The organism is Caulobacter sp. GW821-FHT10E02 (assembly GCF_059415225.1).
In genome coordinates this window covers 682453-699725 of record NZ_JBWKMV010000001.1, presented here as the reverse complement: position 1 = coordinate 699725, position 17273 = coordinate 682453, and the positions used below count along the sequence as shown (strand labels likewise).

Annotated in this window: 18 protein-coding genes; 6 read left to right on the top strand and 12 right to left on the bottom strand. The window is 68.2% G+C overall.

The features are described from left to right. Window positions 1–3 precede the first annotated feature (3 nt). Complete coding sequence (gene pyrE / locus AC07NI_RS03350; RefSeq protein ID WP_494616257.1) at window positions 4–585, bottom strand: orotate phosphoribosyltransferase; 582 nt, start codon at window positions 583–585, stop codon at window positions 4–6. A gap of 81 nt (window positions 586–666) precedes the next feature. On the opposite strand from pyrE, the gene AC07NI_RS03345 reads away from it, so the two are divergent. Next, window positions 667–1071: an NUDIX domain-containing protein gene (locus tag AC07NI_RS03345; protein ID WP_494616256.1), complete on the top strand. Its 405-nt coding sequence runs from the start codon at window positions 667–669 to the stop codon at window positions 1069–1071. Here AC07NI_RS03345 and AC07NI_RS03340 read toward each other — a convergent pair. The 5 genes from AC07NI_RS03340 to folK all read right to left on the bottom strand — a co-directional run bounded on the left by AC07NI_RS03340 (window position 1068) and on the right by folK (window position 6860). After that, window positions 1068–1430: a hypothetical protein gene (locus AC07NI_RS03340; protein ID WP_494616255.1), complete on the bottom strand. Its 363-nt coding sequence runs from the start codon at window positions 1428–1430 to the stop codon at window positions 1068–1070. The genes AC07NI_RS03345 and AC07NI_RS03340 overlap by 4 nt on opposite strands. Next, window positions 1431–3650 (bottom strand): RelA/SpoT family protein, encoded by a 2220-nt coding sequence (locus AC07NI_RS03335; protein WP_494616254.1) that lies wholly within the window; start codon window positions 3648–3650, stop codon window positions 1431–1433. Between the two features lie 95 nt (window positions 3651–3745). Beyond that, window positions 3746–4105 carry a DNA-directed RNA polymerase subunit omega gene (gene rpoZ, locus AC07NI_RS03330; protein WP_099577049.1) on the bottom strand — a complete coding sequence of 120 codons (360 nt, stop codon included), beginning with the start codon at window positions 4103–4105 and terminating at the stop codon, window positions 3746–3748. A 135-nt stretch (window positions 4106–4240) separates the two neighbouring features. Further along, the gene (locus tag AC07NI_RS03325; protein ID WP_494616253.1) at window positions 4241–6286 is read right to left on the bottom strand and encodes a M13 family metallopeptidase; all 2046 of its coding nucleotides are present in this window, start codon (window positions 6284–6286) and stop codon (window positions 4241–4243) included. 85 nt (window positions 6287–6371) lie between these two features. Continuing rightward, complete coding sequence (folK, locus tag AC07NI_RS03320; protein ID WP_494618234.1) at window positions 6372–6860, bottom strand: 2-amino-4-hydroxy-6-hydroxymethyldihydropteridine diphosphokinase; 489 nt, start codon at window positions 6858–6860, stop codon at window positions 6372–6374. A gap of 48 nt (window positions 6861–6908) precedes the next feature. Between folK and AC07NI_RS03315 the strand changes: the two genes are divergently transcribed. Together AC07NI_RS03315 and AC07NI_RS03310 are read left to right on the top strand one after the other, a co-directional pair. Beyond that, entirely contained in the window at window positions 6909–7505 is a 597-nt protein-coding gene (locus AC07NI_RS03315; RefSeq protein ID WP_494616252.1) for a LabA-like NYN domain-containing protein, read from the top strand. Window position 7506: 1 nt separating this feature from the next. Beyond that, a complete protein-coding gene (locus AC07NI_RS03310) occupies window positions 7507–8184 on the top strand; it encodes a uracil-DNA glycosylase (protein WP_494616251.1) in 678 nt (225 codons plus the stop codon). On the opposite strand, the gene AC07NI_RS03305 is transcribed toward AC07NI_RS03310, so the two are convergent. The 3 genes from AC07NI_RS03305 to glpK form a co-directional block, all read right to left on the bottom strand. Beyond that, the gene (locus AC07NI_RS03305) at window positions 8181–9377 is read right to left on the bottom strand and encodes a Gfo/Idh/MocA family protein (protein ID WP_494618231.1); all 1197 of its coding nucleotides are present in this window, start codon (window positions 9375–9377) and stop codon (window positions 8181–8183) included. The two genes, AC07NI_RS03310 and AC07NI_RS03305, sit on opposite strands and share 4 nt — an antisense overlap. After that, entirely contained in the window at window positions 9284–10333 is a 1050-nt protein-coding gene (locus AC07NI_RS03300; protein ID WP_494616250.1) for an SMP-30/gluconolactonase/LRE family protein, read from the bottom strand. Before AC07NI_RS03300 ends, AC07NI_RS03305 begins: the two co-directional genes overlap by 94 nt. Before the next feature lie 68 nt (window positions 10334–10401). Continuing rightward, entirely contained in the window at window positions 10402–11892 is a 1491-nt protein-coding gene (glpK, locus tag AC07NI_RS03295) for a glycerol kinase GlpK (protein ID WP_494616249.1), read from the bottom strand. A gap of 161 nt (window positions 11893–12053) precedes the next feature. Between glpK and AC07NI_RS03290 the strand changes: the two genes are divergently transcribed. The 3 genes from AC07NI_RS03290 (at window position 12054) to AC07NI_RS03280 (ending at window position 14567) form a co-directional block, all read left to right on the top strand. After that, window positions 12054–13139 (top strand): DUF2336 domain-containing protein, encoded by a 1086-nt coding sequence (locus tag AC07NI_RS03290; RefSeq protein ID WP_494616248.1) that lies wholly within the window; start codon window positions 12054–12056, stop codon window positions 13137–13139. Between the two features lie 56 nt (window positions 13140–13195). Further along, complete coding sequence (locus tag AC07NI_RS03285; RefSeq protein WP_494616247.1) at window positions 13196–13978, top strand: NAD kinase; 783 nt, start codon at window positions 13196–13198, stop codon at window positions 13976–13978. Window positions 13979–14081: 103 nt separating this feature from the next. Beyond that, window positions 14082–14567: an Hpt domain-containing protein gene (locus tag AC07NI_RS03280; protein ID WP_494616246.1), complete on the top strand. Its 486-nt coding sequence runs from the start codon at window positions 14082–14084 to the stop codon at window positions 14565–14567. On the opposite strand, the gene AC07NI_RS03275 is transcribed toward AC07NI_RS03280, so the two are convergent. Genes AC07NI_RS03275 through folD form a run of 3 tightly spaced genes read right to left on the bottom strand, consistent with a single transcriptional unit; the run spans window position 14568 to window position 17245 of the window. Further along, window positions 14568–15977, bottom strand: a complete 1410-nt coding sequence (locus AC07NI_RS03275) for a D-arabinono-1,4-lactone oxidase (RefSeq protein WP_494616245.1) — start codon at window positions 15975–15977, stop codon at window positions 14568–14570. 15 nt (window positions 15978–15992) lie between these two features. Further along, window positions 15993–16352 carry a c-type cytochrome gene (locus AC07NI_RS03270; RefSeq protein WP_494616244.1) on the bottom strand — a complete coding sequence of 120 codons (360 nt, stop codon included), beginning with the start codon at window positions 16350–16352 and terminating at the stop codon, window positions 15993–15995. Beyond that, window positions 16352–17245, bottom strand: a complete 894-nt coding sequence (gene folD, locus AC07NI_RS03265) for a bifunctional methylenetetrahydrofolate dehydrogenase/methenyltetrahydrofolate cyclohydrolase FolD (RefSeq protein WP_494616243.1) — start codon at window positions 17243–17245, stop codon at window positions 16352–16354. The genes AC07NI_RS03270 and folD overlap by 1 nt, the downstream gene beginning before the upstream one ends. Window positions 17246–17273: the final 28 nt, after the last annotated feature.

Below are 17273 nucleotides of genomic sequence, written 5' to 3'. Positions count from 1 at the left end.
CGCCTAGCGGAGACGGCGGCTGCCCGGGTCTTCGATCGGGATAGCCGCCAGTTCCGGCGGCAGGGCGTCGGCCGGATAGGCCGGGACTTCCAGGCTGCACAGCGAGATGAGCGGCACGCCGACATCGACCTTGCCGCCCGAGCGATCAACGATGCAGGCGGCGGCCACGACGTCGCCGCCGGCGTCCACGATCGACTGGATGCACTCGCGCGACGACAGGCCGGTGGTGACGATGTCCTCGACCATCACGACCTTCTGGCCGGGCTCCAGGTGGAAGCCGCGGCGGAACTTGAAGCTGCCGCCCTCGCGCTCGACATAGATCGACGGCACGTTCAGGTGACGGGCGGTCTCGTAGCCGGGGATGATGCCGCCGACGGCGGGCGAGACGGCGACGTCGACCGCGCCGACCGTGGCGAGGATCTTCTCGGCCAGGGCCTTGCAGAGCCGCTCGCAGCGCTCGGGTCGCATGAACACCAGGTTCTTCTGCAGGAAGACCGGGCTGTGCAGGCCGGAGGACAGCACGAAGTGGCCTTCGCGCAGGGCCCCTGCGGCGCGGAATTCGTCGAGGACGTCATCGTTGGTCATGAGCGCTGCGTATAGCCCAGCCCGCCGAGTCTTCAAGCGCCGGCTTGCCTCGCGGGGCCGTTTCAGGTTTTACGCCTCGTCATGACCGAAGAACCTCAACGTCCTCGCGTCGGCTGCGGCGCGGCCATCCTCGACGCCCAAGGCCGGCTGCTGCTGGTCAAGCGGGTCAAGAACCCCGAGGCCGACCACTGGGGCGTGCCCGGCGGCAAGCTGGACTGGGGCGAGGCCGCCAGCGCCTGCGCCGAGCGCGAGATCCACGAGGAACTGGGCATCACCATCAAGGCCGGCCGCGTCCTGGCCGTCACCGACATGGTCGCGCCCGACTACCACTGGGTGGCCATCACCTACGCGGTGGAAAGCTTCGAGGGCGAGCCGGCGATCCAGGAAGCCCACGCCATCCACGAATGGGGCTGGTTCGCGCTGGACGCCCTGCCCTCGCCGATGACGGCGGGCAGCATCGACGCCGTGGCGGCGCTCCGGCGCTAGTTCTTCAGCAGCTGGTTCAGCTTCAGCTGCTCGGACCGTCCCAGACCGCCGGTCCAGGCGAAGCCCAGCGCGATCCGCAGGCCCGGCGTGCGCCGCGCCTCCTCGATCACCGCGTCGACGACGGCCGGATTGACCTCCAGCAGGATCTCCAGCGGCCCTTCGCCCAGGCCCGACATGGTGGTCAGGTCGTTGGTGCGGCGGGCGATCTCGGCGATCACCGAGAAGCCGCGCGTCGCGTCTTCCTCGACCAGCTCGGACAGGTGCTGCCAGGGGTCTTCGTCGAGCTCGAAGTCGTTCTCGGGCTCGATCTCCAGGCACGCCTCGACCAGCTCAAGATCGTCTTTGCTCAGCGCGCTCATCTAGCCCCGGGTCCGGTCCACGGTCTCGACCGACGGGCACGCGCGCAGTGCGGCCTGGATGTTGGTCAGGTGCTTGGCGTCGCGGACCTCGACGTCGATGTCGACGTCGAAGAAGTCGCTCTGGCGATGGTGCATGCGCAGGTTGACGATATTGCCGCCGGCCTCGCCGATGATCGTGCAGACCAAACCAAGGACGCCCGGGGCGTTCTGGATCGTGGCGTGCAGGCGGGTCAGCGAGATAGTCGAACGCTCGGCCTCGGGCGTCCAGTTCAGGTCGCGCCAGAGCTCTTCCTGGTCCTCGTATTCGGCCAGTCGCGGACAGTCGATGGTGTGGACGTCCAGGCCCTCACCGTCTTCGCGCAGGATGCCGACAATACGGTCGCCCGGCACCGGACTGCAGCAATGGGCGAAGTGAAGCGACACGCCCGGCGTCAGGCCGCCGCCGCGCACGTACAGCGTCGCGTCCTGGCCGCCCTCGATCTTGCGGCGCGCCGTGGCGGCCTCGCGATCGGAGTCCTTCATGCCCGGATAGGCCGTCTCCAGCACCTGGCTGGGCGAGACCCGGCCACGGCCGACGGCGTCGAACAGCGCCTCGTCGCTCTCCAGGGCGAAACGCTCCAGGATCGGCCGCAGCGACACGTCCTTCAGCTTCTTGCCGGCCCGCTCGAAGACCTGTTCCAGCGAGGCCTTGCCCAGGCGCAGGAACTCTTCCTTCTCGGTCTGGCGGATGTGCCGGCGGATGGCCGAGCGGGCCCGGCCGGTCACGGTCAGCGAGCGCCAGTCCGGCGGCACCACGGGCTTGGAGCCGCGCACCACCTCAACCACGTCGCCGTTTACGAGCGGCGTACGCAGCGGCTTCAGCTCGCCGTTGATCTTCACGCCGATGCAGGTGTCGCCGACGCTGGTGTGGACCGCATAGGCGAAGTCCAGCGGCATCGCGCCCCGCGGCAGGCTGACCAGCTTGCCCTTGGGGGTGAAGACAAACACCTGGTCGAGGAACATCTCGAGCTTGGCGTGCTCGACCAGTTCTTCGCTGTCGCCGCCGTGCTCCAGCACCTGGACCAACTGGCGCAGGTTGGCCAGCGGATCGCGGCCGCCGGCGGCTTCCATGCCTTCCAAGTCGAGGCCGTACGAGGCGTCCTTGTAGCGGAAGTGAGCGGCGACACCCTCTTCGTTGACGCGGTCCATGCTCTCGGTGCGGATCTGCATCTCGATGCGCATGCCGCGCGGACCCACGACCGTGGTGTGCAGCGAGCGGTAGTTGTTCCGCTTCGGCGTCGAGATGTAGTCCTTGAAGCGGTCCGGCACGCTGGACCAGGCCCGGTGCACGACGCCGAGAGCGCGGTAGCAGTCTTCCTCGCTATCGACGATCACGCGGAACGCATAGATGTCGGCCATCTGCGAGAAGCCGATCGATTTGCGCTGCAGCTTGCGCCAGATCGAATAAGGCGACTTCTCGCGGCCGAACACGCGGGCCGGCAGGTTCGACGACTCCAGGCGCGCGGCGATTTCCTGGCTGACCAGGGCCACCGCCCCGCCCTGCTCTTCGCGCAGGGTGTCCAGGCGGCGGATGATGGCGTCGCGGGCGACCGGGTTGGTGTGCTGGAAGGACAGTTCCTCCAGCTCCACGCAGATCTTGTGGCAGCCGATGTTGCGGGCCAGCGGCGCGTAGATGTCGCGCGTCTCGCGAGCGATGCGCTCGCGCTTGGCCTGGTTCTTGATGAAGTGCAGCGTCCGCATGTTGTGCAGACGATCGGCCAGTTTGACCAGCAGGACGCGGACGTCCTTGGAGATGGCCAGGATGAATTTGCGCAGGTTCTCGGCCTGGCGCATGTGCTCGGCCTGGAGCTCGAGCTTGGAGAGCTTGGTGACGCCCTCGACCAGTTCGCCGATCTCCTCGCCGAACAGCTTGGCGATCTCTTCCTTGGTGACCGGGGTGTCCTCGATCACGTCGTGCAGCAGGGCCGTGACGATGGTCGCGGTGTCCAGGCGGTACTCGGTGAGGATGCCGGCCACCTCGATCGGGTGGGCGTAGTAGGGGTCGCCGCTGGCCCGGGTCTGCGAGCCGTGCATGCGCATGGCGTAGACATAGGCGCGATTGAGCAGGGCCTCGTCGGCCGTCGGGTCGTAGGCGTGGACCCGCTCGATCAGCTCATACTGGCGAAGGAACTTGGGGCGCGGCTTGGGCGCGGGCTCAACGGCGGCAACGGCCGGAGCCACAGACGAAGACGCGCCCGATTCCACATCGGGCGCGCGTTCGGACAGAGCGGTCGGAGTGGCCGCTTGCAGGGTCAGAGGGTCTGCGCCTTCGGGGCTCAGTACCGCTCCTCCTGACCGCCGTCGCGGTCGCTCTGCAGAGCGCGAACCAGTTCCAGTTCGCTCATCTGCATGTGGCTCGGATCGGCCAGCAGGGCCAGGGTCTCGGCCTCTTCCTCGGCTTCGGTGTGCTCATCGACGCGTTGCAGCGTGCTGATGAGGTGTTCCTTCAGGCCTTCGTGGTCGATGACGTCGTCGGCGATCTCGCGCAGGGCGACGACGGGGTTCTTGTCGTTGTCGCGGTCGACCATCAGCGCGGCGCCGGCCGAGATGGCGCGAGCGCGGTGCGCGGACAGCAGAACCAGCGAGAAGCGGTTCGGAACCTTCTCGACGCAATCTTCGACGGTGACGCGGGCCATGAGTTCCTCGGGCTGCCGATTAGCAATCGCAAAATAGGCTTGTGTGCGGCGACACGCAACGCCGCGCACGATTATCCTGCTTTCGCGAGGGGGCGCTTATGCCCCCTCCGCGAGTCAATGTCCATACTGTCTGGATCACCAGACCTTCACGCGCTTTTCCGGCGGCAGATACATCGCGTCGCCCGGCTTCACGTCGAAGGCCGCGTACCAGTCGTCCAGGTTGCGGACCGTGAAGGCCCGGTACTGGTCCGGCGCGTGGCCGTCGGTGATCAGTTGCTGGCGCAGGGCCGCTGGACGGTCGTAGCCGAGCCAGCTCTGGGCGAAGGCCAGGAAGAAGCGCTGGTCGCCGGTCATGCCGTCGATCACCGGCGCGGGCTTGCCGCCCAGCGAGGCGTGATAGGCGTCCAGCGCCGCGCCCAGGCCCGCGACGTCGGCGATGTTCTCGCTCAGCGTCTGCTTGCCGTTCACCGCCAGGTCCGGGAAGGGCTTGTAGGCATCAAACTGGTCCGCGAGCGCGGCGCCCGCCTTCTGGAAGTGGTCGAAGTCGGCCGGCGTCCACCAGTTGCGCAGACGCCCCTGGCTGTCGAATTGCGCGCCCTGGTCGTCGAAGCTGTGGCTGATCTCGTGGCCGATCGTGGCCCCGGTCGCGCCGTAGTTGGCGGCGGCGTCATTGGCCAGGTCGAAGTTCGGCGGGGCCAGGATGGCGGCCGGGAAGTTCAGGGCGTTCAGCATCGGCAGGTTCACGGCGTTGACCGTCTGCGGGGTCATCACCCACTCGCCGCGATCGACCGCCTGGCCCAGCTTGGCGAGATCCGTGGCGTAGTCGAACTCTTCCGAGCGCTTCAGGTTGCCATAGGCGTCGCCGCGCACCACCGCATAGGCCGAGTAGTCGCGCCAGGTGTCGGGATAGCCGACGCCGACCTTCAGCACCGCGACCTTCTTGCGGGCCTCGGCCTTGGTAGCCGGGTCCATCCAGTCCAGGCCGTCGATCCGCTTCTCGAAAGCGACCTTCATGTTGTCGACCATGGCGGTCACAGCGGCCTTGGAATCCGCCGAGAAGTACTTGTCAGCGTAGAGCTTGCCGACCGCCTCGCCCAAAGTGGCGTTGGTCGAGCCCACGGCCCGCCGCCAGCGCGGCGACAGCTGCGGCGTGCCTTGCAGGCCCTGGCCGTAGAAGGCGAAGCGCTCCTCGACGAAGGCCTTGGGCAGGACGTTGCTGTAGTGGTCCATCAGGTGGAAGGTCAGGTAGTCCTTCCAGGTGTCCAGCGAGACGCCGGCGACAGCCTTGCCCAGGCCGGTGACCATGGTCGGGTGCCAGACGATGAAGCGCGGCTGCTTGTTCAGCTTGGCGGCCGTGAAGAAGGCGGTCCAGTCCAGCCCCGGGGCCTTCGACGCGAAGTCCGCTGGGGTCCAGCTGTTGTTGGCCTTCTGGACGTCGGCGCTGTCGGCGCGGGTGCCCGAGGCCTGGGCCAGCTGGGTTTCCAGTGCCACGATCGCCTTGGCCTTGGCGGCGGCGTTGGCCACGCCGCCCAGGGTCAGGATCTTCTCGACGTGGGCTAGGTACTTGGTCCGCGCCTCGACCATCGAGGCCTTGTCGGAGACGTAGTATTCGCGGTCGGGCATGCCCAGGCCGCCCTGCAGCAGGAACGGCGCGTACTTGCTGGTGTCGTCGAACGACGGCGAGACCCACAGGCCCAGCACGTTGTCGGTGTAGAAGTCGGTCGAGTTCAGGGCGTCGACGTCGGCGCGGATGTTGCCGCCCAGCACCGTGGCCAGCTGCTTCTTGTCCTTGATCGCGGCGATACGGGCCAGGTCGGCCTTCAGCGGCGTCAGGCCCTTGGCCTCGATGCCGGCCTCATCCATGTAGCTGGCGTAGTAGTCGCCGACCTTCTGGCCGTCGCCCTTGCCGCCCTTGGCGGCGCCCTGGATCAGGTCGACCGTGCGCTTGTTGGCCTCCTCGGCCATCACCGGGCCGATGCCGTAGCTGCTGCGGTCGGCCGGGATCGGGTGGGCCTTGACCCACTTGTCGTTGGCATAGGTCCAGAAGTCGTCGCCCGGCTTGATCGACTTTTCGATCGAGGTCAGGTCGACGCCGCTTTTGGCTTGAGCGAGGGCGGCGGGCGCGGCGGTCAGCAGCGCGCAGGCGGCGGCGCAGGCGAGCAGCGAGCGGGTCAGGGTCATGTGAGCGAAGTCCAGGATGAGCGTGCGGGCACGCTTGGCGCGGAAATTTGGCCGGACTATGGGCGCCGCTTGATCCGCTCGGGGATTAAACTTTGGCAATGGAGCGCGCGTCACGCCCGATGTTGGCGTTGGCCGCCAGGCGGAAGGCCGGCTCGCCATTGACCGGATGCACCCAGGCCGAGGCCAGCTCGACCAGCGGCCCCATCACGAACAGGCGCTCATGGGCGCGGGGATGTGGCACCGTAAGCTCGCCGTCCAGCACCGTGCGGCCGTGGGCGATGAGGTCCAGGTCCAGGGTGCGCGGCGCGTTGACCTCTCCCCTCGCTCGTCCGAAGCGCTCTTCGACCGTGTGCAGCGCCGCCAGGGTGTCGGCCGGCGACAGGTCGGTGGCGACGATGGCCACGCCGTTCAGGTATTCGGGGCCGGCCGGGTCCGGCCACGCCGCCGAGGCCCACCAGGTCGAGCGGGTCACCAGCGTCAGCCCCACCTCCGGCAGGGCCGCCAGCGCGGCTTCCAACAGCGCCTCGCGACTCGTATAGGGTCCGGGCAGATTGCTGCCGAGCGCCACGATCACGGCCTCGTCCAAGTCATTTCGAGCGACCTGATTTTTCAAGGGATTACAGTGACCTTTTATCCGACCGACCGTCTGGCGTTGTTCATCGACGGGGCCAACCTCTATTCAGCCGCCAAGGCTCTGGGCTTCGACATCGACTACCGGAAGCTGCTCGACGAGTTCAAGAAGCGCGGCGTCCTGATCCGAGCCTACTACTATACGGCGATCGCGGAAAACGACGACTATTCGCCGATCCGCCCGCTGGTGGACTGGCTGGACTACAACGGCTTCACCCTGGTGACCAAGCCGGCCCGCGAGTTCACCGACAGCCAGGGCCGCAAGCGCTGGCGTGGCGACATGGACATCGAGATCGCCGTCGACATGCTGCAGATGGCCGAAACCGCCGATCACCTGGTGCTGTTCTCGGGCGACGGCGACTTCCGCGCCCTGGTCGAGGCCGTCCAGCGCAAGGGCCGCCGCGTCACCGTGGTCTCCACGATGAAGAGCCAGCCGCCGATGACCAGCGACGACCTGCGCCGCCAGGCCGACAACTTCGTCGACCTCAACGACCTGGGCAACATCATCGGCCGCCCGCAGCGTCTCGCGCCGCGCCCGACGAGCGACAACCGCACCCCGGCCGAACGCGAAGCCGACGACGAGTATTGAGATGAGCCAGCACTCCAACATCGTCGGCGAAGTGGTCCCCAACTCCGCCGAGCCGCCGCGCGACTGCCCGCTGTGCCCACGCCTGGTGGCCTATCGCCGCGAGAACCAGGAGCTCTATCCGGACTGGTTCAACGGCCCCGCCCCCTCGTTCGGCGACAAGGACGCGCGCCTGCTGGTCGCGGGCCTGGCCCCCGGCCGCAAGGGCGCCAACCGCACCGGCCGTCCGTTCACCGGCGACTATGCCGGGACCCTGCTCTACGACACCCTGATCAAGTACGGCTTCGCCACCGGCAAGTTCGAGGCGCGGCCCGATGACAGCCTGCAGCTGGTCGGCGCGGCCGTGACCAACGCCGTCCGCTGCGCCCCGCCCGGCAACAAGCCCGAGACCTCCGAAGAGAACAACTGCCGCCCGTTCCTGACCGCGCGGCTGGAGATGTTCCCGAACCTGAAGGCCATCGTCACCCTGGGTGACGTCTCACGGCGCAATGTGCTGAAGGCCCTGGGCCTAAAGGCCTCGGCCGGCATCCCCGGCCACGGCTCGGAGTTCCAGGCCGGGCCGTATCGGATCTTCAACAGCTACCATTGCTCGCGCCTCAACACGAACACCGGCCGCCTGACGACGCCAATGTTCGAGGAGCTGTTCGCGCGGGTGAAGGCCTATCTGGACGAGACGCCCTAGACCTTCACCGTGCGCCCTTCCCGCGCCGCGCGGTAGATGGCCTCAATCAGGCGCATGTCCTTGAGGCCCTCCTCGCCCGGCACGATCGGCTCGCGGCCGGTCAGGATGCACTCGGACAGGTGGTCCAGCTGGGCCGAGAACTGGTTCTTCGGCTGCGGCGCCGGCTCGCGCGCGCTCGTCTGGCCATTCAGCCGGACCCGCATGGCCTGGCCCTCGTAGTTGGTGGCCGGGTCGAGATCGACGAACCCCTTCGGACCCGTGACCCGGTAGCGGTTGAAGTTGGCGCTGTAGGCGGAATAGCAGTTGGCCGTCGCCCCCGACGGGAACAGCAGCTGGAAGCTGACGATGTCCTCCACCGTCTTGAAGCGGATGTCGGAACGGTCGGTGGACTCGAAGGCGTTGACCGCGACGGGCTCTTCGCCGGTCAGGTAGCGGGCGGCGTTGAGGCTGTAGATGCCGATGTCCATCAGGCTGCCGCCCCCGGACCGGGCCTTGTCCAGCCGCCACTGGGTCGGATCGCCGATGGTGAAGCCGGCGTCGGCGGAAACCGCCCGGACCGGGCCGATCGCGCCCTCGCGGATCAGCTTGATGGCCTCGATATTGTGGGCCTGGAAACGGCTGCGATAGCCGATCATCAGCTTGCGGCCGGCCTTCTTGCAGGCGGCGATCATCGCCTCGGCGTCGGCCGAGGTGGTCGCCATCGGCTTCTCGCACATCACGTGCTTGCCGGCCTTGGCCGCTCGCTCGGTGAAGACGCGGTGCAGGCTGTTGGGCGTGATGACATAGACGATGTCGACGTCGGGATTGTCGGCGATCTTGTCGAAGGTCTCGTAGCTGTAACGGTGGCTTTCCGGGATGCCGTACTGTTCGCCGAAGGTCTTCAGCTTCTCCGGCGTGCCACTGACCAGGGCCACCAGCTTGGAGTGCTCGCACTCGGCGAAGCGCGGCATGATGATCTTGGTGGCGTAGTAGCCCAGCCCCAGGATCGCATAGCCCAGCTTGCGCCCCGGCTCAGCGGCCCGGGCGCTGAGAGGCAGAGTGGCGGCGAGACCAGCCGCCAGGAATGTCCGTTTGCTGATCTCGTCCATGTTTCTCTCTCCTACCAGGCCAGGCCGGAAGTCTTGGTGCGCACGCGCGCCACGATGTGATTGGAGGTCAGGAACAGCGTCTTGCCGTCCTCGCCGAACGCGCAGTTGGCTGCGGGTCCGCCGGTCTCGATGACGCCCAGCAGCTTGGCCTCCGGCGTCAGGATCATGATCCCGCCCGGCCCGCTGGCGAACAGCCGGCCCTTGGCGTCGATCTTCATGCCGTCCGGCAGGCCCGGCCCGCCGGCCTTGTGCAGCTCCGAAGCGTCGAAGAACACCTTGGACGACTTGGGCAGGCCGTCCGCGCCCAGCTCATAGGCCATGATCACCGGCCGCTTGGGGTCGGAGATCGAGACGTAGAGCCGCTTGCCGTCCGGCGACAGGCCCACGCCGTTCGGGAACGACAGCGTGTCGTCGACCAGGGCGACCTCGCCATTGGGACGCAGCAGGTAGACGCCGTTGAACGACAGCTCCTTGGCCGGCGAGGCGTCGCCGCCTTCAAGGCCGTAGGGCGGATCGGTGAAGTACAGCGACCCCCTCAGCGGCCCGTCGCGGACCTCGACGATGTCGTTGGGGCTGTTGAACTTCTTGCCCTTGTAGGTCGACGCCAGGACCGTCTTCTTCTTGGTCGCCAGATCGACCTTGGCCAGGCCGCGATTGCCGCAGTCGGCGATCACCAGCTCGCCGGCCAGGGTGACGATCGCGCCGTTCGAGCCGGCCTCGCGGAAGATCTTGGTCGGCGGACCGTCATAGCCCGAGGGCTTGAGGAACTCGGTCTTCCCGGTCTTCGGCGTCCAGCGGTACATGACGTTGCCGGGCACGTCCGAGAACAGCAGCGACTTGCTTTCCCAGTGCCAGGCCGGCCCCTCGGCCCAGGTGACGCCGTCGGCGATCTGCTCGATCGGCGCATTGGCGTCGAGGATCGCGTCCAGCTCCGGCGAAAGGCGGCGGATCTTGCCGATCTTGGGATAGGCGGGAGAAGCGGCCAGGGCCTGTCCGCCAGCGATCAGGGCGGCTCCGGCGCCCAGTACGGCGCGTCGGGTGGTCTCCTGTGGAACAGGCATGGGCGATCTCCGCTTCTCGTTGATGGTAGTTATGCTGAGGTGGTGATGTTACCGCAACCAGTGTTCGACTAAAGTCGCACACGCGGCACCGCGTCGAGCCAGCGGGCATAGGCCGCCTCGCGTTCGTGGTCCTTGATGGCCGGGGTCAAGGTCTCGGCGGCCGGACTGGCCTCGGCGGCCTCCTCGACCGAGGCGTAGAGCCCCGCCCCCACGCCCGCGAACAGAGCCGCGCCCAGGGCCGTCATCTCCTGATAGCCAGCGCGGCGCACCGAAATGCCCGTCAGATCGGCCAGCCGCTGCGAGAACCAGGCGCTCTTGGACATGCCGCCGTCGATACGCAGCTGCGCGGCCTCGCCGAACGCGGACGGCGCATCGGCGCGCATGGCCTCGATCAGGTCGCGGCTCTGCAGGGCGCAGCTGTCGAAGGTGGCCGCCGCGATCTCCGGCAGGCCGGCGTCGCGGGTTAGGCCGAAGATGCCACCGCGCGCATTGGCGTCCCACCACGGCGCGCCCAGGCCCGTGAAGGCCGGCACCACGACAACGCCATGATCGGCCTTGGCCGCCCGAGCCAGCGCCTCGGCCGCGCGCGGACCGCCCGTGATGCCCAGCCCCTCGCCCAGCCACTGGATCGCCGCCCCGGCCACGAAGATCGAGCCCTCCAGGGCGTAGGTCGTCTTGCCGTTCACCCGCGCCGCCACCGTGGTCAGCAGGCGCGAGCGCGAGATCGGCCGCTCTTCGCCAGTGTTGATCAGCATGAAGCAGCCGGTGCCATAGGTGGCCTTCATCTGGCCGGGGGCCACGCAGCCCTGCCCCATCAGCGCCGCCTGCTGGTCGCCGGCCACGCCGCGGATCGGGACCTCCCGGCCCAGAATGTCGGCCTTCGTTGCCCCGTAGTCGTCGACGCAGTCCAGCACCTTCGGCAGCAGGGCCGCCGGGACCTTGAACAGGTCCAGCATCTCGGTCGACCAGTCCTGGGCGCCGATGTCGAACAGCAGAGTGCGCGAGGCGTTGGTGGCGTCGGTGGCGTGGACCGCCCCGCCGGTCAGCCGCCAGATCACCCAGCAGTCCATGGTGCCGCACAGCAGCTCGCCCGCCTCGGCCCGAGCGCGCGCGCCGGGGACCTTGTCCAGCGTCCAGGCGATCTTGGTGCCCGAGAAATAAGGGTCCAGCAGCAGGCCGGTCACCTCGGTGACGCGCGGCTCGTGGCCCGCCTCCTTCAACTGGCCACAGACCTCGGCGGTGCGGCGGTCCTGCCAGACGATGGCCGGATGGATCGGGCGGCCCGTCTTGCGGTCCCAGATCACCACCGTCTCGCGCTGGTTGGTTATGCCGATGGCGGCGATGCGGTCGGCCTTGCCCGAGGTCTCGGCCACTTCGCGCAGCACCGCCACGCAGGCGGCGTAGATTTCCTCGGCGTCGTGCTCGACCCAACCGTCATGCGGATAGCTCTGGCGCAGCGGCCGTGAAGCCTCCGCCAGCGGCTGGCCGGCGCGGTCGAACAGGATGGCCCGGGTGCTGGTCGTGCCCTGGTCCAGGGCCAGGATCAGATCTTGGGACACGTACCCTCCGCTCAAGCTTGCGACATCTCGACGCGATACGGCGCGTCGATGCTCTTGCCCTGTTTAAGCATGTTTTCATTTGGGGGCCGCAAGGTCATCCTCATCCGGTCTTCCGGATTCGAAGGAGGCGGGCCATCCAAGCCGTCGAGATCGCATCGCTCATGAAGCTGGCCCGCAGTCGCGAGCCCGGCGATCGTGAACGTCTGCTCACTGGGATCATCGATCTCTGCGAGGCCGGTCAGGCCAGCGGAGAGCCGACCCATCCCGATATCCAGGCCCTGCTGAACTCCATCTTCATGTCGCTGGTCGTCGAGGCCGAGCGCGACATCCGCCATCGCCTGTCCGAACGCCTGGCCGACGCCGACTGGGCGCCGTCCGCCCTGATCAACATCATGGCGTTGGACGAGATCGACATCGCCCGCCCGATCATCGCCCGCAGCCCGGTGCTGCAGGATCACGACCTGATCCGCCTGCTGGTCCAGGCGACGCTGGAACATCAGATCGAGATCGCCCGCCGCCCCAACCTGCGCGCGCCCGTCGTCGAGGCGATCATCAGCCGCGACGAGCCGGCCGTGCTGACCGCCCTGGCCTCGAACGACACCGCCCAGATCTCGCCCGACGCCATGGGCCGGCTGGTCAACCGCTCGCGTGAGGTCGTCGCCTTGCGCTCGCCCCTCGCCCGCCACCCCAAGCTTTCCACCGACCTGGCCGAGCAGCTCTACCTGCTGGTCGGCCGCGCCCTGCGCGACGCCCTGTCGGCGCGTTTCCATCTCGACGAGGCCAAGATGCAGGCCGCCGTCGATGACGCCCTGCACGCGGCCCATCGCGGCGACACGACCGGCGACGTCGGCCCCGTCGAGGTCGACGAGGATCGCGAGGAGATGGAGCGCTCGCTGATCGAGAAGCTCGATTCCGCCGGTCAGCTGCGACCCGGCTATCTGCTGCGCGTGCTGCGCGAGGGTCGGCTGCAACTGTTCGTCATGGCCCTGGCGCGCCTGGGCAAGTTCGAATCGGCTCAGATCCGCCGCGCCATCGACAGCGGTCGCCCCGAGCTGCTGGCCCTGGCCTGCTCGGCCGTGGGCATCGACCGCAGCGTCTTCCCGACCATCCTGGAGCACGTCCGCCAGCTGAACGGCGGCCGTCCGGGCGGCGGCGACGAGGGCGTGCGCCGCGCCGCCAGCGCCTTTGGTCCGTTCACGCCGGACATCGCCGGCATGGCCTTCCGTCAGGCCGTCGGCCAGGTCTAAAACCCAGGCCCAATCTGGCGTTTGACAAGCAGGCGGGCTTCCCGCCACTTGGCCGCATGTACCAGCCGCAACCGATCGTGACTCGCCTGTCCTTCAGGTCCAGCGACCGGCCCGAAGCCATAGAGGCGAAGGAGCGGCTGACCGCCCGCTATGGCGATGTCGGCGACGAGAACGCCCAGGTCATCGTGGCCCTCGGCGGCGACGGTTTCATGCTGGAGACCCTGCACGAGGCGATCGCCAGCCAGACCCCGATCTACGGCATGAACCGCGGCTCGGTCGGCTTCCTGATGAACGAGTACTCGGAAGACGACCTGCTGGAGCGCATCAACGCCGCCGAGCGCGCCGTCATCCATCCGCTGGCCATGGTCGCCATCGACGCCAATCGCAAGCAGCACCGGGCTCTGGCGATCAACGAGGTCTCGCTGCTGCGCCAGACGCGCCAGACCGCCAAGCTGCGCATCTCGATCGACGGCAAGGTGCGGATGGGCGAGCTGGTCTGCGACGGGGCCCTGCTGGCCACGCCGGCCGGTTCGACCGCCTACAACCTCTCGGCCCATGGCCCGATCATCCCGATCGACGGCCGAGTGCTGGCCCTCACCCCGATTTCGGCCTTCCGCCCTCGCCGCTGGCGCGGCGCCCTGCTGCCGCAGTCGGCGCGGGTTACCTTCGAGATCCTGGAGGCCGACAAGCGCCCCGTCAGCGCCGTGGCCGACAATTTCGAAGTCCGCGACGTGCTGGAGGTCCACATCTCCGAGGACCGCGGCACCCAGCTATCGATGCTTTTCGACGCCGGCCGCAGCCTTGAGGAAAGAGTTCTCGCCGAGCAGTTCTCGGCCTAGTTAGGGTACGTGAGACGTTGGGTCGCAGAAACTAACGTCTCATCCAATATTAACGCCTGCTATGTTAGCGGTTACCCAACTATCCGCCGCTGGGGAGGCGCCCGTGACGAATAAGACCGCTGAAGTGATTCAGGTGCCGAACATGCTCAAGCTCAAGGTAGGTGGGCGCGGTGGCATCGACATGGCCGCCATCGCCAAGGCCGAGGCGGCTCTGAAGAGCCTGTCCGGCAACTTCGCCCAATGGCTGAACGACGAGATCGTCAAGCTGGAGGCCGCCCGTCAGGAGGTCCGCGTCGAGGGCCTCAACGCCCAGACGGTCGAGACCCTCTATCTGCGCGCTCACGACCTGAAGGGCCTGGGCGCCACCTACGAATTCCCGCTGATCACCCGCCTGGCCGCGTCTCTGTGCAAGCTGATCGACGAGCCGGAGACCCGCTTGTCGGCGCCGATGTTCCTGGTCGACGCCCACATCGACGCCATCAAGGCCTGCGTGCGCGACGACATCAAGGTCGACACGCACCCGGTCGGCAAGGCGCTGGTCACCGAGCTGGAGACCCGCGTCGCCGAATATCTCGGCAACGCCGCCTAACTAGTAACTGAGGCCGAACAGGCCTTTCAGGTAGGGATTGAGCATCCGGCCCTCCGGATCCAATTCCTGCCTGACCGCCAGGAAGTCCTTCCAGCGCGGATAGATCGCCTCCAGCTGGCCGCCGTTCAGGGTGTGCAGCTTGCCCCAGTGCGGGCGACCGTCGTAGCGGCGGAAGATCGGCTCGATCAGCGCGTACAGGAACGTGAAGTCGTCGCGGTAGTAGGCGTGCACCGCCACCGAGCCGCGCGGCCCGCCCTGGAACGGCGACAGCCAGGCGTCGTCGGGCGCGATGCGGCGCACCTCGATCGGGAAGAAGACGTCGGGACGCTCCTTCTCGATGGTCCGCACGACTTCCTGCAACGCCTTCAGCTGATTCTCCACCGGGAGATGGAACTCCATCTCGTTGAAGCGCACCGGCCGTTCGGTCGACAGCAGCTTCCAACCCTCGTCGACGGCGGTCTCGGGCTTGGCGGTCGACAACAGCGCGTGGGCGGCGGCCTTGCGCAGCGGCGTGGCGAACCCCAGCAGGTTGCGCAGCCCCCGCAGCGCCTGGAGGAACTCGGTGTCCTGGTCCGGACCGCGCGGCAGGGCCGGATCGTCGGTCTCGTCGTGGCTGATATTGGCCGCGAGCCCCGTGAACGGCACGGCGTAGAACTCGAAATTGCGGTGCTGAGCCCAGCGCTCCTCGGCCTTGGCGACGGCGTCCTCGAAGGGCTCCAGCCAGACGTGGCGGCGCAGGCGGCGGTTGGCGGTGGTGGCGATCCGCACCTGGGTGATGACGCCCAGCGATCCCAGCGAGACGCGGGCGGCCTGGAAGACCTCGGGATTCTTGCTCGCGTCGGCGTCGACGACCTTGCCCGAGGGCGTGACCAGCCGCAGGCCCGTGACGCTGCCGTGCATGGCCTGGATCTTGGCGCCCGTGCCGTGGGTCGCCGTCCCGAGCGCCCCGCCCAGCGACTGCTTGTTGATGTCGGGGAGGTTGGGCAGCGCCCGGCCCTTCTCGGCCAGCATGGGGCCCAGAGCCCCCAGCCGCGTACCGGTGCGGACGATGGCCTCGTCGCCTTCCCAACCGACGACGCCGGAGATCGAATCCAGCGAGATCAGCGTGCCGTTGGTCGGGGCCAGGGCGGTGAAGGAGTGACCCGCGCCGACCGGCCGGATCGGGGCCTGGGCGACCTTCAGGGCGGTGGCCAGCTCGCCCTCGTCCTTGGGAGCCAGCCGCGCGGCGGGATAAGCGTGTTGCACGCCGGACCAGTTGCGCCAGAGCAGCTTGCCCTGGGCGTCGACCGAGGGCGGCGACGGCGGTTCGGGCTTGTCCCCGGTGGCGACCTTGTAGGCGGCTACACCGCCGCCGGCGACCACCGCCGCTCCCGTCCCGCCCGCGATCAGGGCTCCGCGCCTGGAGATCATTCCGCCCCCGTCTTGTTATTTGGCCGAGTCTTCGCGCCTCGCCATGAACTGTATGAGGGCCCGGAAATCGGCCGGCGTGCAAGTCGCGCACTGACCGGTGGCCGGCATGGCGTTGTAGCCCTGGATGGCGTGGTCCAGCAGCGTGGCCTCGCCCTGCTTCCAGCGCACGTCCCAGGCGGCGCGGTCATGGACCAGCGGCGCGCCCGTGCCCGGGATGGCGTGACAGGCGTGGCACGAGGTCTCGTACAGAGCCGACAGGCGCGCGTCGGCCGGGCGCAGGGCAAGCGCCTGCTCCGGCGTAGGCGGCGGCGCGGGCTTGGCTCCGCAGGCGGCGAGAAGAAGGGCGACGGCGGAGAGGACCAGCGCCCTCCGCATCAGGCGATTCCCGACAGGCGCTTGGCGGCCGTCAGCGTATTGGCCAGCAGGCATGCGATGGTCATGGGCCCCACTCCCCCGGGAACCGGCGTGATCGCGCCGGCGACCTCACGAACTTCGTCGAAGGCGACGTCGCCGACAAGCCGGGTCTTGCCGGCCGCGGCGGCTTCCGGATCGCGGGCGGGATAGCGGGTGATGCCGACGTCGATGACCGTCGCGCCGGGCTTCACCCAATCGGCCTTGACCATCTCGGCCCGGCCGACGGCGGCGACGACGATGTCGGCCTGACGGACGATCGACGGCAGGTCCTTGGAGCGCGAGTGGGCGATGGTCACCGTGCAATCGGCGGCCAACAGCAGCTGCGCCATTGGCTTGCCCATCAGGTTCGAGCGGCCGATCACGACGGCGGTCTTGCCCGAGAGGTCGCCGATCACGTCCTTCAGCAGCATCATGCAGCCCGTCGGCGTGCAGGGCGCCAGGGCCGGCAGGCCGCTGGCCAGGCGGCCGGCGTTGATCACGGTCAGGCCGTCGACGTCCTTATCGGGCGACAGGGCCGCCACGACGTCCATCTGGCTGATGTGCGGCGGCACCGGGAACTGGACCAGCACGCCGTGGATCTTCGGATCGGCGTTGAGCTTCTCGACCACCGCCAGCAGCTCGTCCTGGGTGGTCTCGGCCGGCAGGCGGTGGGTCTCGGAATACATGCCGGCGGCTTCGGTCTGCTCGCCCTTGTTGCGGACATAGACCTGGCTGGCCGGGTCCTCGCCGACCAGCACCACCGCCAGGCCCGGCGTCACGCCGTGCTCGGCCTTCAGCGCCGCCACGTCCACGGCGATCTTCGCCCGCAGATCGGCCGCGAAGGCCTTGCCGTCGATGAGTTTCGCCTGCGCCATGTGCATCTCCCGGTTTGGCCGTCCGTAA

Coding starts and splice junctions, on each gene's coding strand:
- pyrE (WP_494616257.1), bottom strand. CDS start 585: ATGACCAACGATGACGTCCTCGACGAATTCCGCGCCGCAGGGGCCCTG.
- AC07NI_RS03345 (WP_494616256.1), top strand. CDS start 667: ATGACCGAAGAACCTCAACGTCCTCGCGTCGGCTGCGGCGCGGCCATC.
- AC07NI_RS03340 (WP_494616255.1), bottom strand. CDS start 1,430: ATGAGCGCGCTGAGCAAAGACGATCTTGAGCTGGTCGAGGCGTGCCTG.
- rpoZ (WP_099577049.1), bottom strand. CDS start 4,105: ATGGCCCGCGTCACCGTCGAAGATTGCGTCGAGAAGGTTCCGAACCGC.
- AC07NI_RS03325 (WP_494616253.1), bottom strand. CDS start 6,286: ATGACCCTGACCCGCTCGCTGCTCGCCTGCGCCGCCGCCTGCGCGCTG.
- AC07NI_RS03310 (WP_494616251.1), top strand. CDS start 7,507: ATGAGCCAGCACTCCAACATCGTCGGCGAAGTGGTCCCCAACTCCGCC.
- AC07NI_RS03300 (WP_494616250.1), bottom strand. CDS start 10,333: ATGCCTGTTCCACAGGAGACCACCCGACGCGCCGTACTGGGCGCCGGA.
- AC07NI_RS03290 (WP_494616248.1), top strand. CDS start 12,054: ATGAAGCTGGCCCGCAGTCGCGAGCCCGGCGATCGTGAACGTCTGCTC.
- AC07NI_RS03285 (WP_494616247.1), top strand. CDS start 13,196: ATGTACCAGCCGCAACCGATCGTGACTCGCCTGTCCTTCAGGTCCAGC.
- AC07NI_RS03275 (WP_494616245.1), bottom strand. CDS start 15,977: ATGATCTCCAGGCGCGGAGCCCTGATCGCGGGCGGGACGGGAGCGGCG.
- AC07NI_RS03270 (WP_494616244.1), bottom strand. CDS start 16,352: ATGCGGAGGGCGCTGGTCCTCTCCGCCGTCGCCCTTCTTCTCGCCGCC.
- folD (WP_494616243.1), bottom strand. CDS start 17,245: ATGGCGCAGGCGAAACTCATCGACGGCAAGGCCTTCGCGGCCGATCTG.